Source organism: Aeromonas sp. 102P (genome assembly GCF_051920345.1).
GTDB lineage: Bacteria > Pseudomonadota > Gammaproteobacteria > Enterobacterales > Aeromonadaceae > Aeromonas > Aeromonas veronii.
Window position 1 is genome coordinate 838,412 of sequence record NZ_JBQBCZ010000001.1, and the last position, 14,092, is coordinate 852,503.

Annotated in this window: 15 protein-coding genes; 8 read left to right on the top strand and 7 right to left on the bottom strand. The window is 55.7% G+C overall.

The window, feature by feature from the left end; all coding sequences use genetic code 11:
• Positions 1–141 precede the first annotated feature (141 nt).
• From ACTG1K_RS04010 to hemN, 4 genes are all read left to right on the top strand, one after another.
• Complete coding sequence (locus tag ACTG1K_RS04010; protein WP_005339710.1) at positions 142–759, top strand: c-type cytochrome; 618 nt, start codon at positions 142–144, stop codon at positions 757–759.
• An 835-nt stretch (positions 760–1,594) separates the two neighbouring features.
• Entirely contained in the window at positions 1,595–2,182 is a 588-nt protein-coding gene (gene yihI, locus ACTG1K_RS04015) for a Der GTPase-activating protein YihI (RefSeq protein WP_118854380.1), read from the top strand.
• Positions 2,183–2,193: 11 nt separating this feature from the next.
• The gene (locus ACTG1K_RS04020) at positions 2,194–2,634 is read left to right on the top strand and encodes a DUF2489 domain-containing protein (protein ID WP_193860892.1); all 441 of its coding nucleotides are present in this window, start codon (positions 2,194–2,196) and stop codon (positions 2,632–2,634) included.
• A 31-nt stretch (positions 2,635–2,665) separates the two neighbouring features.
• Positions 2,666–4,039: an oxygen-independent coproporphyrinogen III oxidase gene (hemN, locus tag ACTG1K_RS04025; protein WP_440004848.1), complete on the top strand. Its 1,374-nt coding sequence runs from the start codon at positions 2,666–2,668 to the stop codon at positions 4,037–4,039.
• Positions 4,040–4,776: 737 nt separating this feature from the next.
• Here the strand turns inward: hemN and ACTG1K_RS04030 are convergent.
• The 3 genes from ACTG1K_RS04030 to ACTG1K_RS04040 all read right to left on the bottom strand — a co-directional run bounded on the left by ACTG1K_RS04030 (position 4,777) and on the right by ACTG1K_RS04040 (position 6,068).
• A complete protein-coding gene (locus ACTG1K_RS04030; RefSeq protein WP_005339715.1) occupies positions 4,777–5,145 on the bottom strand; it encodes a hypothetical protein in 369 nt (122 codons plus the stop codon).
• A gap of 1 nt (position 5,146) precedes the next feature.
• Positions 5,147–5,794 carry an AAA family ATPase gene (locus tag ACTG1K_RS04035; protein WP_005339716.1) on the bottom strand — a complete coding sequence of 216 codons (648 nt, stop codon included), beginning with the start codon at positions 5,792–5,794 and terminating at the stop codon, positions 5,147–5,149.
• A 97-nt stretch (positions 5,795–5,891) separates the two neighbouring features.
• Positions 5,892–6,068, bottom strand: coding sequence for a hypothetical protein (locus ACTG1K_RS04040; protein ID WP_005339717.1), 177 nt, complete (start codon positions 6,066–6,068; stop codon positions 5,892–5,894).
• 747 nt (positions 6,069–6,815) lie between these two features.
• Between ACTG1K_RS04040 and arcA the strand changes: the two genes are divergently transcribed.
• The 4 genes from arcA to ACTG1K_RS04060 all read left to right on the top strand — a co-directional run bounded on the left by arcA (position 6,816) and on the right by ACTG1K_RS04060 (position 11,639).
• Positions 6,816–8,036, top strand: a complete 1,221-nt coding sequence (arcA, locus tag ACTG1K_RS04045) for an arginine deiminase (protein ID WP_005339718.1) — start codon at positions 6,816–6,818, stop codon at positions 8,034–8,036.
• Positions 8,037–8,098: 62 nt separating this feature from the next.
• Entirely contained in the window at positions 8,099–9,025 is a 927-nt protein-coding gene (arcC, locus tag ACTG1K_RS04050) for a carbamate kinase (protein ID WP_005339719.1), read from the top strand.
• A gap of 79 nt (positions 9,026–9,104) precedes the next feature.
• The gene (argF, locus tag ACTG1K_RS04055; RefSeq protein WP_005339721.1) at positions 9,105–10,109 is read left to right on the top strand and encodes an ornithine carbamoyltransferase; all 1,005 of its coding nucleotides are present in this window, start codon (positions 9,105–9,107) and stop codon (positions 10,107–10,109) included.
• Between the two features lie 123 nt (positions 10,110–10,232).
• Positions 10,233–11,639, top strand: coding sequence for a YfcC family protein (locus ACTG1K_RS04060; protein ID WP_005339725.1), 1,407 nt, complete (start codon positions 10,233–10,235; stop codon positions 11,637–11,639).
• A gap of 131 nt (positions 11,640–11,770) precedes the next feature.
• Here ACTG1K_RS04060 and ACTG1K_RS04065 read toward each other — a convergent pair whose 3' ends face one another.
• From ACTG1K_RS04065 to ACTG1K_RS04080, 4 genes are all read right to left on the bottom strand, one after another.
• Complete coding sequence (locus ACTG1K_RS04065) at positions 11,771–12,262, bottom strand: arginine repressor (protein WP_005339728.1); 492 nt, start codon at positions 12,260–12,262, stop codon at positions 11,771–11,773.
• Between the two features lie 200 nt (positions 12,263–12,462).
• A complete protein-coding gene (gene pyrI, locus ACTG1K_RS04070) occupies positions 12,463–12,927 on the bottom strand; it encodes an aspartate carbamoyltransferase regulatory subunit (RefSeq protein WP_005339730.1) in 465 nt (154 codons plus the stop codon).
• Between the two features lie 15 nt (positions 12,928–12,942).
• Positions 12,943–13,863 (bottom strand): aspartate carbamoyltransferase, encoded by a 921-nt coding sequence (pyrB, locus tag ACTG1K_RS04075; protein WP_440004849.1) that lies wholly within the window; start codon positions 13,861–13,863, stop codon positions 12,943–12,945.
• A complete protein-coding gene (locus ACTG1K_RS04080) occupies positions 13,844–14,038 on the bottom strand; it encodes a hypothetical protein (protein ID WP_013724188.1) in 195 nt (64 codons plus the stop codon). Before ACTG1K_RS04080 ends, pyrB begins: the two co-directional genes overlap by 20 nt.
• Positions 14,039–14,092: the final 54 nt, after the last annotated feature.

Consider the following 14,092-nt stretch of genomic DNA (forward strand, 5'->3'; position numbering starts at 1 on the left):
GTAAATTCCCCATGGAGATAGAGGGTTATAGAGTTACTTTTTTGTAAAATGGTGTAAAATAGCGTCGCTTAAACGCGTTTATTTTAACATGCCTTCAGCGGCATGGGATCTGGAAGCCTAATAACGAAAAGTTGGAACGCCATGAAGAACCTAGTCATTACTCTTGCTCTGATGGTTGGCGTAACGGGGATGGCACAAGCCAAGGGCGATGCCGCTGCGGGACAGACCAAGGCTGCCGTTTGTGCGGCTTGTCATGGACCGGACGGAAACAGCCTGGTTGATATGTACCCCAAAATTGCTGGTCAGCACGCATCATATATCAAAAAGCAGTTAGTTGAACTGAAGGCTGCCGCTTCTGGTCAAATTGGCCGGGTTGCGCCAGTGATGGGGCCGATGGCGTTACCTTTGTCGGAACAGGACATGGATGACCTGGCGGCTTATTTCTCCAGCCTGAAGGTTACCCCTATCGCTGTCCCTGACGACGTGGTCGAAGCGGGCAAGGCACTCTATATGGGTGGTGACATGAGTCGCGGTCTGGCAGCTTGTACGGCTTGCCATGGTCCCCGTGGCTCGGGTGTCGAACAGGCGAAGTATCCAAACCTGTCCGGCCAGCATCCTGCCTATATCAAGGCTCAGCTCACCGCATTCCGTGCCGGGACGCGTGACAACGATCCGAATGGCATGATGCGGGACGTTGCCAAGAAACTGACTGATCAGGATATCGAAGCCCTCTCCAAATATGTGGCGGGTCTGCACTGATATAGTCGATACGGTCGATTTAAGTTGAAACGGGGAGCCTGGGCTCCCCGTTGTTTTTATGGCTTTCAGATAATTCTCGGTTTAATCCCCCCGTTCTGTAAGAGATCTCCCATTCTCAAGGCAGGCCAAGGCTCATAAAATTGCATAAAATATTAAATAATCATTATTTATCAACAGATTATATAAGTATTGATATTTTTCGACATGTTGAGAATGTTTTGAGTGGATTGAGCCGCTTTATAGAGTTGGTACAGTAGGCTTAATGGATTCACCCACGGATTGGGTGGCGGTTTCACGACAGGGTGTTGTGAGCAGAGGATGGCTGGCGTGGCGGGATGCCATGGGCTCGGATGAGCTGGCAAAGGATTGAAGGATCAGGATGGTGACCATCTCCGGAGCGGGATGGGGTTGCGGGATGCAGACTCCCCGGCACGATGGCAGGATGCGGTCGAGACGGGTCAAACAGGCACACGCACATTCAGGAACGACCAATATAAGGTCAGGATGACCACACAACGATATGATGCGGCGACAAGTTGTCACGGAGAGGACGAAACAGATTGTTTTGCCATTCAGGATGGCGCACGCATGAACATATCAAGGCAGCTTCGGCTGCCTTTTTTCTTTTGGGTCATTAACCCGATTAGCCATTCTGTGTCAAAATACCAGCAACATGCCCAGAGGATACCGATCCTGCGGTGTTCAGTGGCCTGATTGGGCCGGATTGGTGCGGAATCCTGCTTTTGTTCCAGCCTTACTGTTCCTCGCATCGTATCCCACCGGGTGAAATCATCCCGGGTACGGGTCAAACCAGTTATTTTCGGAGTTGCCATTCATGTCTGCCAAACAACCCACTCGCAAGCCTACTGGCAAGCGCAAAGAATCTGATGTCAGTGCTCAGGAAGGCCGTGAGCGTAAACGGGCTGCCAAGCGAAAGGGCCTGAAGGCGGGTTCTCGTCAGCAAGTTGAACAGCCGAAGAACAAGTCTGGCAACAGCCAGTCCAAAGATCCGCGTATCGGTTCCCGCAAGCCGGTAGTTCTGGTGGTGGATGACAAACAGAAGAAGCCGACAGCCCCCAAGGCGGTGAAAGAGAAGAAGCTGGTTATGACGCCCGAGCAGGAGCTGGCTTCCATCGAAAACGATGACCGCTTGAATGATCTGCTGGATCGTCTTGATGCCGGTGAAACCCTGGAAGCGGCCGAGCAGGCCTGGGTTGATCAGCGTGTCGACCGTTATCAGGAGCTGATGGATGAGCTGGGCATCATCGACAACGACGATGATGAAGATGATGAGCTGCCGTTTGATGATGGCGATGACGCCGAGTTCGACGAGCAGAAACCGGCCTCCGAAGAGGAGTTGTGGGACCGTTTCAACCAGGTCGATTTCAAGCCGGAACCCAAGCCTGAGCCGAAGAAAAAGTGATGAGTGGATGGATGCTGGCCGCCCTGTTGGGCGGCCTGATTTTGTCAGGGTTGGCCATCTATGCAGGCATGCTGCTGGCCAGACTGAGACGACAGCAAGCGATGCAGTTGCAGGCTATTACAGCTCGCAATGAACGAATTCTGGAGAGCGTGCGGGTCATTGCTCATGCGGTGCAGGAGGGGCAGTGCGATTACTCCGAAGGCGCCATTCGGCTGACCAATCTGCTGGATGCGTTGCAGATCAAGGGGGGGCGAGCATTCGTTGCCGAGTTCCCGGGTCTGTACGGGCTGTATGAGAAGGTGAAAGATATGCCGACTCATGAGGCCAGACGCGCCCTCAAGCGCAATGAAGTGATGAAGATGGATCTCGAACGCAGCGGCTACGAGGCCGAGCTGGAGGCTCAGATCCTCAAGGATGTGGCCCAGCTGAAGAATTTTCAGTTAGGTCGGTGAGCCAACAATAACAACAAGAGAGGAAGCGAGCGTGCAAGCAGAACAGATTGTGTGGGATCAGGCCCTGATCGAAAAATATAACTACAGTGGCCCGCGATACACCTCTTATCCCACTGCGCTGGAGTTCAACGAGAGCTTCGGCTATCCGGATTTTGTCCGCGCTGCCGGCCAGTATCCCGAGCGCAATCTGTCGCTCTACGTGCACATCCCTTTCTGTCACAAGCTCTGCTACTACTGCGGCTGCAACAAGGTCATTACCCGTCATCAGCACAAGGCTGACGAGTATCTCGACTACCTGGAGCAGGAGATCAAGGCACAAGCCCCGCTCTTCAAGCATCGTCTGGTTACCCAGCTGCACTGGGGGGGCGGTACACCCACCTATCTGGATGAAGCGCAAACGCGCCGTCTGATGGCCATGCTGCGTGAGCACTTCCATTTCGCCGAAGAGGGGGAGTTCAGCATCGAGGTCGATCCGCGCGAGATTGCCATTACCATGCTGGATGTGCTGCGAGACGTCGGCTTCAACCGCATCAGCCTTGGGGTGCAGGACTTCAACAAGGATGTGCAGGTTGCGGTCAACCGCGAGCAGGACAACGACTTTATTAAAGCCATGCTGGAACGGGCCCGTGAACTTGGCTTCCGCTCGACCAACCTCGACCTTATCTATGGCCTGCCGTATCAGGATCGTGCCAGTTTCCACCATACGCTGGAAGAGGTGCTCAAGACGGATCCGGCGTGCCTCTCCATCTTCAACTATGCCCATCTGCCGAGTCGCTTTGCCGCCCAGCGCAAGTTGAAAGAGGTGGATATGCCTGCGCCGCAGGAGAAACTGGCCATGCTGCAGGACACCATCGCCTTCCTCACCGGTCAGGGTTACCAGTTTATCGGCATGGATCATTTTGCCAAACCCGATGACGAGCTGGCGGTCGCGCAGCGCGAGGGCAAGCTGCACCGCAACTTCCAGGGCTATACCACTCAAGGTGATTGCGATCTGCTGGGGCTGGGGGTCTCCTCCATCAGCATGATCGGTGATGCTTACTCCCAGAACCAGAAAGAGCTCAAGACCTATTACGCACAGGTTGCAGAGCTGGGTCATGCCCAGTGGAAAGGCTGCTCGCTCAATCAGGATGACCTGATCCGACGTGAGGTGATCAAGCGGCTTATCTGTGATTTCCGTCTGAACTTTGCGTCTGTCGAGCAGGCACACGGTCTCAATTTCAGAGAGTATTTTGCCGACGATCTCAAGCTGCTGCAGACCTTCATCAACGATGGATTGGTGCGTATGACGGAGGATGGTCTGGAGGTCTCCTCCACGGGGCAGCTGCTGATCCGCAATATCTGCATGTGTTTCGACGTGTACTTGCGCAACAAGGCGCGCCAGCAGCAGTTTTCTCGCGTGATATAAGCTTGTTTGCCGATCAGAAAACAGAAAGGGGCGCCATCATGGCGCCCCTTTCATATGTATTTTTGCTTAAGCAGCGGGTCGGGAAGGTTCTGGTAAGAAGTCTCTGCGCTGAGGCAAGCAATTGAGAGCCAAGCAAGGGGACGGTGAAATGCAGATAAAAAGATGGGGGCGACTTGCGTCGCCCCCGGTAGTCGTATCGCTCATATCCTTGAACGAGGTTGCTCCCTGCAATCCCTGACTGTTTACCTCTTCCTTTAGGTTTCCCCTTCCCAATCCTTTGGGGTGTCCTTTAGCCATCTTGGCCTGACGAGTCATCCTGTCCCGTCGCACTTTCTCCGTCCTGGGAGGTGTCCTTTACCACATCCTGTGGTGAGTCCATTTGCCCAACCCTGGCAGCCAGTCTTCCTGACCGACTTCATTGCGTCCGTGCATGAGTAACTATAAGGATTTTCTAACCGGCTACAACGCCAGATTGGAAAACGTTTTTGTCATTAGCTGTTTCGAAAGTGGTGGGTTTCGATTTATTCATTTTTAAACAGCTAGTTAAGTTTCTCGTCTTCATGTTTTAAGATCTTATCTTCCGATTATCTCGGGGATCTTTTCGGCTTTTGGCTTACATATGGAATAGCAGATCTCTTACAGTGCGTTTTGGTTGCTTCAGAAACAGATTTTGTTGTCTGATGATGCTCATTCGGGGTGAGTTGGTGAGGCAGACAAAGAGCGGTTGAATGGAGAAATTATGAGCGCTGGTTGAGCCGCTCATAGATGGTCTGGCGCTCTTCAGGAGTCAGCGAAGAGAAGTAGTGGGTAAAGAGGCGCAGCAACAGGGACTTGTTCATGCCGTCTTGCTGGGTCAGATTACCCAGCTCGTCGATGGCCACCGTGCTCATGGAGAAGGTGGCTTTTTTGTAGCTGGGCTTCAGGTGCTCACCACTCTCGATAAAGGCCAGCGCCGACAACGCCTCGTCACGATGCAGGCCCAGTTCAAGGCTGACCACCTTGGGTTTGCCCTTGGCGTAGAACTCCGCATCTTCGATAAATTCGTCGACGGTGAACTTCTTCTGGTGATGCAGCTGGTGCTTTTTCTTCAGATCGGCCAGACCCATCTCACACCCCCACTTGCAGGAACTCTTTGGCGATGGCCCGGATCTCTTCGGCGGATTTGCCATCCGGCTCGATCTCCATCACCGACAGTCCCTTCTCTTCGCTGTCGTCATAGACATTGCGGCCGTAGGTGATGGCGTTCAGGACGTCGACACCGAACGAGGAGCAAACCTCTTTCGCTTCCAGGATGCGTTTTACCTGATTGGGCAGGGCGGGGCACTGGGTCAGCACTACGGCTGCATTGAGCGTCGGATTAACCATCTTGCAGGTGGTGATGAGATCTTCCATGTGGGGCAGGGTCTTGAGGTCGCGACGTTTCGGGCGCAAGGGGATCAGGGCATGGGTGGCGACAGCCATGGTGGAGCGCAGTGCCCGGTTGTCTTGCCCGCCGCAATCGACGATGACGTAGTCGTAGCGGTTTTTCAGGCTGAGCAGGTCGTTGCGAATATTGCCATAGAGCTGTACGCAGTTGATTTGTGGCAGCTCCGGGTTGTCATTGCGCTCCTGAATCCAGTCAGAGGTGGTGCGCTGCGGGTCGCAGTCGACCAGTAACACCTCCCCCTGAAATTGGGATCTGAGGTAGACCGCCAGATTTTGTGCCAGGCAGCTCTTGCCACTCCCCCCCTTCTCTCCACCGACCAACAAGATCATGACGTTCCCCTATCCATGAGAAAACCGCTGATTTCAGTATAGGAGGGGCCTGTCTCATCACAAGGCGAGAGGAGTGATGCTCCTCTCGTTGTTTCGACTAGTAATGAACGCTGCCTCCCTGCCAGCGGCAGACATAGTCAGGCACCAGCATTTGAGGGGCCTTGTCGACATGGCATACCACCATGGGCATGGCAGGGGCTCCTTCAGCCTGACTGAGGGTGGGGAGCGCAGAGAGCAGCAAAGTCGCGAGCAACAGCATGGGTTTCATCTTCATAACAACTCCTTGGTAGTGCCATTCCTGTGTGATCTGGATCACTTTCTGAGTTAAGTCGAGGTTGGCGCCAGCGCAAGGTGAGACGAATAAATTCAATTAATGAAAAAAGTATCAAAAGGCGTTGTGATGACCGACGAGGATGGCTGCCCACCTTGATGCGGACTTTGTGCATATTAAGTTGAACTGCACAAAGAGGTGATGACTTATAAGGCCGAGCCTGATGGGGTTGGCATCAATGCCATGATCTGGAACAAGAAAAGATTTATGCAGTGAATGTGGTAGATGTGAGTATTTATTTCTCCCGCGTTCCTCCCGTCACGGCGATGTATTCAATACCTAGGGAGTAATATTCAAATTCTATTTGTAAAGTTATTTACGGTAATGATTTTTAACGGTTTTTGTTATTTGCATTTAATCACCCCAGTGAACTGGCATGAATAAAAAATGAATCAATTTGAAATATAGCAGGGTGATTTTGCATGGTTATTCGGTGCGATTTGTGTGGAAAATGCGCAATTTGCTACCGGGGTCATAGATTGGATGGTGAATATATTCAGTTCTGAGTGAATGTGATCAATGTCTAAGTTTGTCGTGATTCGCAGGGCTAACCTCGGTCTCGAAAGGCAAGGGCAGGATAGAACATAAGCCGATTACCCTACATAAAGAATATCCCGCCTTAGCCACGAGCATGAATAGAAGGAATCTATTCAATCACTCGCAGGGACCACTGCTAGACGGAATATAATCATGAGCAAATTTTATGTAGGTTCTGAAGTTGGCCAATTGCGCCGTGTCATGTTGCACCGCCCCAACCTCAGTCTGAAGCGTCTGACTCCTTCCAACTGCCAGGATCTGCTGTTCGATGACGTACTGTCAGTTGAACGCGCCGGTCAGGAGCACGACAAATTCGCTCAGGTACTGCGCGATCAGAATGTCGAAGTTTTCCTGCTGACCAATCTGCTGGCCGAAACACTTGATGTGCCGGAAGCCAAAACCTGGCTGCTGCAACATCAGGTCTCCGACTATCGCCTCGGCTCTTCTTTTGCCAACGACGTGCGCTGCTTCCTGGCTGACATGCCGCACCGCGAACTGGCCCGCATTCTCTCCGGCGGCCTCACTTACTCCGAGATGCCCTACAGCGGCGTCAACATGGTAGTGGGCATGCACGCTCCGACCGATTTCATCATCGAGCCGCTGCCCAACCACCTCTTTACCCGCGACACCTCCTGCTGGGTTTACGGTGGCGTCTCCATCAACCCGATGGCCAAGCCGGCTCGTCGCCGCGAGACCAACCATGTGAAGGCCATCTACCGCTGGCACCCGATGTTTGCCGGTCAGGACTTCATCAAGTACTTCGGTGACGAGGAGCGTGACTACGACAACTCCACCATCGAGGGTGGCGACGTACTGGTGATCGGCCGCGGCGCCGTGCTGATCGGCATGTCCGAGCGCACCACCCCGCAAGGTGTCGAGCACCTGGCTCGCAGCCTGTTCAAACACGGTCAGGCTAAACAGGTCATCGCCATGGAGCTGCCGAAACACCGCAGCTGCATGCACCTGGATACCGTGATGACCCACATGGATATCGACACCTTCTCCGTCTATCCGGAAGTGATCCGCAAGGATGTGCAGTGCTGGAGCCTGACTCCGGGCGGCGCCACCGGCATGAACATCAAGGAAGAGGGTTACTTCGTCACCGCTATCGAGAAAGCACTGGGCGTGGATCAGCTGAAGATCATCACCACTGGCGGTGACAGCTTCGAAGCAGAACGCGAGCAGTGGAACGACGCCAACAACGTGCTGACCGTACGTCCAGGCGTGGTGGTGGGTTACGAGCGCAATACCTACACCAACGAGAAGTATGACAAAGCCGGTATCACAGTTCTCTCCATCCCGGGTGATGAACTGGGCCGTGGCCGCGGCGGCGCCCGCTGCATGAGCTGCCCGATGGAACGCGACAGCATCTGATGAGACGGCGTGGCGCCGGCAGAAGCTGGCGCCACACAGAACCAAACTCGAGATTAACCACTATGAAAAAACCAACTGTCGTCGTCGCTCTGGGTGGCAATGCACTGCTCCGTCGTGGTGAGCCACTGGAAGCGGATATCCAGCGCAAGAACATCGCCACCGCCGCCAAGACCATCGCCCTGATCGCTCAGGAGTACAACGTGGTGCTGGTGCATGGCAACGGCCCGCAAGTCGGCCTGCTGGCCCTGCAGAATAGCGCCTACACCAAGGTATCCCCCTATCCGCTGGATGTGCTGGGTGCCGAGTCCCAGGGCATGATCGGCTACATGCTGATCCAGGAACTGAAGAACCTGATGCCGAGCCGCAACGTCACCGCGCTGCTGACTCAGGTGCAGGTCGATCCCAAGGATCCGGCATTCGCCAACCCGACCAAATTTATCGGCCCCGTCTACGAAGAGGCTGAAGCCCGCACCCTGGCAGAAGAGAAGCACTGGGTGGTCAAGGCTGACGGCAAGTTCTTCCGCCGTGTAGTGCCATCCCCGCTGCCCCAGCGCATCGTGGAAGGCGACGCCATCGAAACCCTGATTGCCCAGGGCCACCTCATCATCTGTACCGGTGGTGGCGGTATCCCTGTGACCTGGGATGGCCAGAGCCTGACCGGTATCGAAGCCGTCATCGACAAGGACATGTCTGCCGCCTATCTGGCCAAGCAGATCAAGGCCGACGCCCTGCTGATCCTGACCGATGCCGATGCCGTCTATCTGGATTGGGGCAAGCCGACCCAGCGTCCGCTGCGAGTCACCAGCCCGGACGAGCTGGCCGGGGTCAAGTTCGACGCAGGTTCCATGGGACCGAAAGTCGAAGCCTCCTGTGAATTTGTCAAAGCGACCGGTGGCATGGTTGGCATCGGCTCGCTGGAAGATGGTCTTGCCATCCTCAAGGGTGAAGCCGGCACCAATATCGTCGCCACCCGCACCGTACATGCGTAATTACCGATATCTGTACTGAGAATGCGTAGTCAACACTACTGCCCGAACTGGTCTGAAACATATATAGAGAGAACTCATCATGGCTTTTAATCTGCGTAACCGTAACTTCCTGAAACTGCTGGACTTCACCCCGCGCGAAATCCAATACATGATCGACCTGGCCATCGACCTGAAAAAAGCCAAATACGGTGGCTACGAGCGCAAGCATCTGGTCGGTAAAAACATCGCCCTGATTTTCGAGAAGACCTCCACCCGTACCCGTTGTGCATTTGAAGTGGCGGCCTTCGACCAGGGCGCGCAAGTCTCCTACCTTGGCCCAAGCGGTTCCCAAATCGGTCACAAGGAGTCCATGAAGGACACCGCTCGTGTACTGGGTCGCATGTATGACGGTATCGAATACCGCGGCTACGGTCAGGAGATCGTGGAAGAGTTGGGCGCCTACGCCGGTGTTCCGGTCTGGAACGGCCTGACAAACGAATTTCACCCGACCCAGATCCTGGCTGACTTCATGACCATGCTGGAGCACGGCAAGGGCAAGCGTCTGGATCAAATCAAGTTTGCCTACCTGGGTGATGCCCGCAACAACATGGGTAACTCCCTGATGGTCGGCGCCGCCAAAATGGGCATGGACATCCGTCTGGTCGCACCGAAAGCCTTCTGGCCGGAAGAGGAGCTGGTTGCCAAGTGCCGCCTGATCGCCGAAGAGACCGGCGCACGCATCACCCTGACCGAAGATGTGAAAGAGGGCGTGCTGGGTGCGGACTTCCTCTACACCGACGTCTGGGTATCCATGGGTGAAGCGAAAGAAGCCTGGGATCAGCGCGTCAAACTGATGACTCCGTATCAGGTCAACATGGATGTCATCAATGCCACCAAGAACCCGGATGTGAAGTTCATGCACTGCCTGCCGGCGTTCCACAACGACGAGACCACCATGGGCAAGGAAGTGGCTGACAAATATGGCATGAAAGGCCTGGAAGTGACCGAGGACGTGTTCGAATCCGAGCACAGCATCGTGTTCGACGAGGCCGAAAACCGGATGCACACCATCAAGGCAGTGATGGTTGCTACGCTGGGCGACTAAGGTCGCAGTAGTGGTGCCGGGGGGCGACCCCCGGCTTTTCGACCATGTGACAGCGGCATAATACCTCTAACCCTACAACCCGCAGCCTGCATGGATACCACACCCACAGAAGGAAGCTGGACCATGACCAAATTCAAGTTCCCGTCAGCCTACACGATACTGTTTGTGCTGATCGCCCTGGTGGCCGCCCTGAGCTGGATAGTGCCGGCCGGCAAATATGAGATGACCATGAACGAAGCCCTCGGCAAAGAAGTGCCGGTGGCGGGTACCTACAAACTGGTGGAGGGGAATCCCCAGGGGATCGTCGACGTGCTGCTGGCACCTATCGATGGCCTCTACAACCACGACACCTATGAGGCAGGCGCCATCGACGTCTCCCTCTTTATCCTGATCATCGGTGGTTTTCTTGGCATTGTGACCAAGACAGGTGCCATCGATGCCGGTATTGAACGTGTGACCGACCGCCTGCGCGGCCGGGAAGAGTGGATGATCCCGATCCTGATGGCGCTGTTCGCCGCAGGGGGCACCATCTACGGGATGGCCGAAGAGTCGCTGCCTTTCTACACCCTGCTGGTGCCGGTGATGATGGCCGCCCGCTTCGACCCTGTGGTCGCCGCGGCAACCGTATTGCTGGGTGCCGGTATCGGTACTCTCGGTTCCACCATCAACCCGTTTGCCACCGTGATTGCCGCCAACGCGGCCGGTATCTCCTTCACCGACGGTATCTGGCTGCGCGTCGCCATGCTGGTCGCTGGTTGGCTGCTCTGCGTCGCCTACGTCATGCGTTACGCCAAGATGGTGCGCAGCGATCCGAGCAAATCTCTGGTGGCTGACAAGTGGGAAGAGAACCGTGCCCACTTCCTTGGCAACAAGAGCGACCAGATGCTGGAGTTCACCCTGACCCGTAAAATCGTACTGGGTATCTTCGTCGCCGCCTTCGCCGTGATGATCTACGGTGTGGCCGTGCTGGGCTGGTGGATGGCGCAGATCTCCGGCGTGTTCCTGGCTGCCGCCATCATTGTTGGTCTCATCTCCCGCATGAGCGAGGAGGAGTTGACCTCCAACTTTATCGACGGTGCTCGCGACCTGCTGGGTGTGGCGCTGATCATCGGTATCGCCCGCGGTATCGTGGTGGTAATGGATAACGGCATGATCACTCACACCATTTTGCACAGTGCAGAAGGGATCGTGACCGGCCTCTCCACCATCGTCTTTATCAACGTGATGTTCGTGCTGGAAGTGGTGCTTTCCTTCTTGGTGCCGTCCTCCTCCGGTCTGGCCGTACTGACCATGCCGATCATGGCGCCGCTGGCCGACTTCGCCAACGTGGGCCGCGATCTGGTGGTGACTGCTTACCAGTCTGCCTCCGGTCTGGTGAACCTGGTGACCCCGACCTCCGCCGTGGTCATGGGCGGTCTGGCCATCGCCAAGGTGCCTTATGTGCGCTGGCTGAAGTGGGTGGCTCCGCTGCTCGGTATCCTGACCGTGCTGATCGTGGTCTGCCTGAGCCTGGGGGCCGTGCTTTCCTGAGGGATAACAAGCAAGATGAAACGGGAGCCTGTGGGCTCCCGTTTTTTATGGGCGCAAGAAGTGATGGGCACAAAGTAGCAGGCAACAAAAAGGCGACCCGCAGGTCGCCTCGATGCATTCGATGGAAGGGGTTAGCGGGCCTGCGCCAGTGTGCGCACCACGGCGGCATGGGCCTGACGGGTACGGCTGATATGGCGCGGCGCGACCAGCACCACGTCATTGCCTGCGACGGCGCCCATGATCTCGGGATTGGCGTTGCGATCCAGCAGGCGAGCCACCACGGTGGCGGCCCCCGGAGTGGTGTGGATCAGCACCATCTGCTGGTTGTGTACCACTTCGCGCACCATGTCGTGGATCGAGCGGGTGCTTCCAGCGGGTTCCAGCTGCTCATCGACCAGGGTGTAGACCTTCTTGCCGTTGGCATTCTGCGCCTTGGCCACGCCGAGACGGCGCAGCAGGCGGGAGATGGTGGACTGGCTGATGTCGGCAAAGCCGCGCTCCGACAGCTCGCGACGGATCTCTTCCTGGGTGCTGTAGCAGTGCTGACCGATGATCTGGCGACAGGCATCCAGCTGGGCCAGATCGGGCTCTTGGGCAACGGGACGACTGAGGGTTTTGACCACGGCGAATTCCTTTGATGATGACCGGAGGTAAACGCGCGATATCTGCCATAGCAGTCAGTTATCAGGCAAAAACACTGATAATCCATCTATATGCAGGGAATGAGCGGGCATTACCATCTTGCGATGGCAAATTATAGCTGACTGGAAATTCGGTGATGTGACAGGGTTCAAAAATGGGCCCCGCGGGGCCCAATCAGATATCAGTAACGCTCGCTGACGATGTCCTGAGTGAAGGACTTCTCGCAATATTTGCACTTCATCCGTACCACGCCTTTCACTTCGCGCACCCGGAAGTAGCTGTCCACCGGCTCGTTGTGGGAGATGCAGTTGGAGTTGGGGCAGTGGAACACCCCGGCGATGAACTCCGGCAGCTCCAGCTGGTGCTTCTTCACCACATTGAAGTCTTCGATGATGTTGACGGTCGCTTTCGGGGCGAACAGTGCCAGCTGGTTGGCTTGTTGCTCGGTCAGGCGGGTGTTCTCAATCTTGATGAGATCCTTCTTGCCCAGCGCGCCGGATTTCAGGTTGAAGCCGACGGTGATCCGCTCTTGGGTTTCGACCAGCTGGAACAGCTTGAGGATCTTGATGCCCTGGCCAGCGGGGATGTGATCGATGACGGAGCCGTGACGGATGGCTTCGACTTGCAGTTGGTTCTTGTCAGACATTATATTCCCCTAAGCTCAGACAGTTTCGTTCAGTACCAGTGCCAGCAGCGCCTGGCGTGCATAGACCCCGTTCTCCGCCTGCTGGAAGTAGCAAGCGTGGGGAGTCTTGTCGACCGCTACATCGATCTCGTCGACGCGGGGCAGGGGATGCAGGATCTTCATGGTGGGCTTGGCCCCTTCCAGAGTCGCCAGCTCCAGAATGAACTTGGCAGCCATGTGCTTGTATTCAGTCTCGTCGAAGCGCTCTTTCTGGACGCGGGTCATGTAGAGAATGTCCAGCTCCGGCATCACCTCTTCCATGGTCTGGTGGACGCTGAACTGGATACCCTTCTCTTCCAGCTCTTCGCAGATGTAGTCCGGCATTGCCAGCGCTTCCGGGGAGATGAAGAAGAAGCGGCAGCTGAACAGGCTGAGGGCCTGGGCCAGCGAGTGCACGGTGCGGCCATATTTCAGGTCACCGACGAAGGCGACGTTGAGGTTGTCCAGACGACCCTGGGTCTCATGGATGGTGAACAGGTCGAGCAGGGTCTGGCTCGGATGCTGGTTGGAGCCGTCGCCGCCGTTGATGACCGGCACGCGGGAGAACTCGGAGGCCAGACGGGCCGCGCCCTCTTTCGGGTGGCGCATCACCACCGCATCCGAGTAGGAACCGATGATCTTGATGGAGTCAGCCAGCGTCTCACCCTTCTTGGCGCTGGTGTTGCCCCCGTCGGCGAAGCCGATGATGTTGCCGCCAAGGCGCTGTACCGCGGTCTCGAACGAGAGGCGGGTGCGGGTGGAGGCTTCGAAGAAGCAGCTGGCAACCAGCTTGTCTTTCAACAGGCTGGTGTCAGGTTCAGCCTTCAACCGTTGTGCGGTTGAGACTACCAGTTCCATTTCTGACCGGGTCAGGTCCGAAATGGAGATGACATGTTTCTTATAGAGTGGATTGGTCATCGTCTGCATTCCCTTTGACATCATTGGAGGTTTTTCGGGCACAAAAAAAAGCCCCTGAAACAGGGGCTTTTTTTAAAAATAACTGGGGATCGTTGGGGTGGGAACCGGAAACAACGGGGCCGCTCTGGTGCGCACCACCCGTCTGCAAGGCTGTTTTCTGAATCAAAAACTGCATCGTTTCGTCCCGACCTTTTTCAAAACCGGACAGATTATAGGGCCGCTTTTTTAA

Excerpts from the sequence above, each read along its gene's own strand:
- ACTG1K_RS04010 (WP_005339710.1), top strand. The coding sequence starts at position 142 with ATGAAGAACCTAGTCATTACTCTTGCTCTGATGGTTGGCGTAACGGGG.
- yihI (WP_118854380.1), top strand. The coding sequence starts at position 1,595 with ATGTCTGCCAAACAACCCACTCGCAAGCCTACTGGCAAGCGCAAAGAA.
- ACTG1K_RS04020 (WP_193860892.1), top strand. The coding sequence starts at position 2,194 with ATGCTGGCCGCCCTGTTGGGCGGCCTGATTTTGTCAGGGTTGGCCATC.
- ACTG1K_RS04030 (WP_005339715.1), bottom strand. The coding sequence starts at position 5,145 with ATGGGTCTGGCCGATCTGAAGAAAAAGCACCAGCTGCATCACCAGAAG.
- ACTG1K_RS04035 (WP_005339716.1), bottom strand. The coding sequence starts at position 5,794 with ATGATCTTGTTGGTCGGTGGAGAGAAGGGGGGGAGTGGCAAGAGCTGC.
- ACTG1K_RS04040 (WP_005339717.1), bottom strand. The coding sequence starts at position 6,068 with ATGAAGATGAAACCCATGCTGTTGCTCGCGACTTTGCTGCTCTCTGCG.
- arcA (WP_005339718.1), top strand. The coding sequence starts at position 6,816 with ATGAGCAAATTTTATGTAGGTTCTGAAGTTGGCCAATTGCGCCGTGTC.
- arcC (WP_005339719.1), top strand. The coding sequence starts at position 8,099 with ATGAAAAAACCAACTGTCGTCGTCGCTCTGGGTGGCAATGCACTGCTC.
- argF (WP_005339721.1), top strand. The coding sequence starts at position 9,105 with ATGGCTTTTAATCTGCGTAACCGTAACTTCCTGAAACTGCTGGACTTC.
- ACTG1K_RS04060 (WP_005339725.1), top strand. The coding sequence starts at position 10,233 with ATGACCAAATTCAAGTTCCCGTCAGCCTACACGATACTGTTTGTGCTG.
- pyrI (WP_005339730.1), bottom strand. The coding sequence starts at position 12,927 with ATGTCTGACAAGAACCAACTGCAAGTCGAAGCCATCCGTCACGGCTCC.
- pyrB (WP_440004849.1), bottom strand. The coding sequence starts at position 13,863 with ATGACCAATCCACTCTATAAGAAACATGTCATCTCCATTTCGGACCTG.
- ACTG1K_RS04080 (WP_013724188.1), bottom strand. The coding sequence starts at position 14,038 with ATGCAGTTTTTGATTCAGAAAACAGCCTTGCAGACGGGTGGTGCGCAC.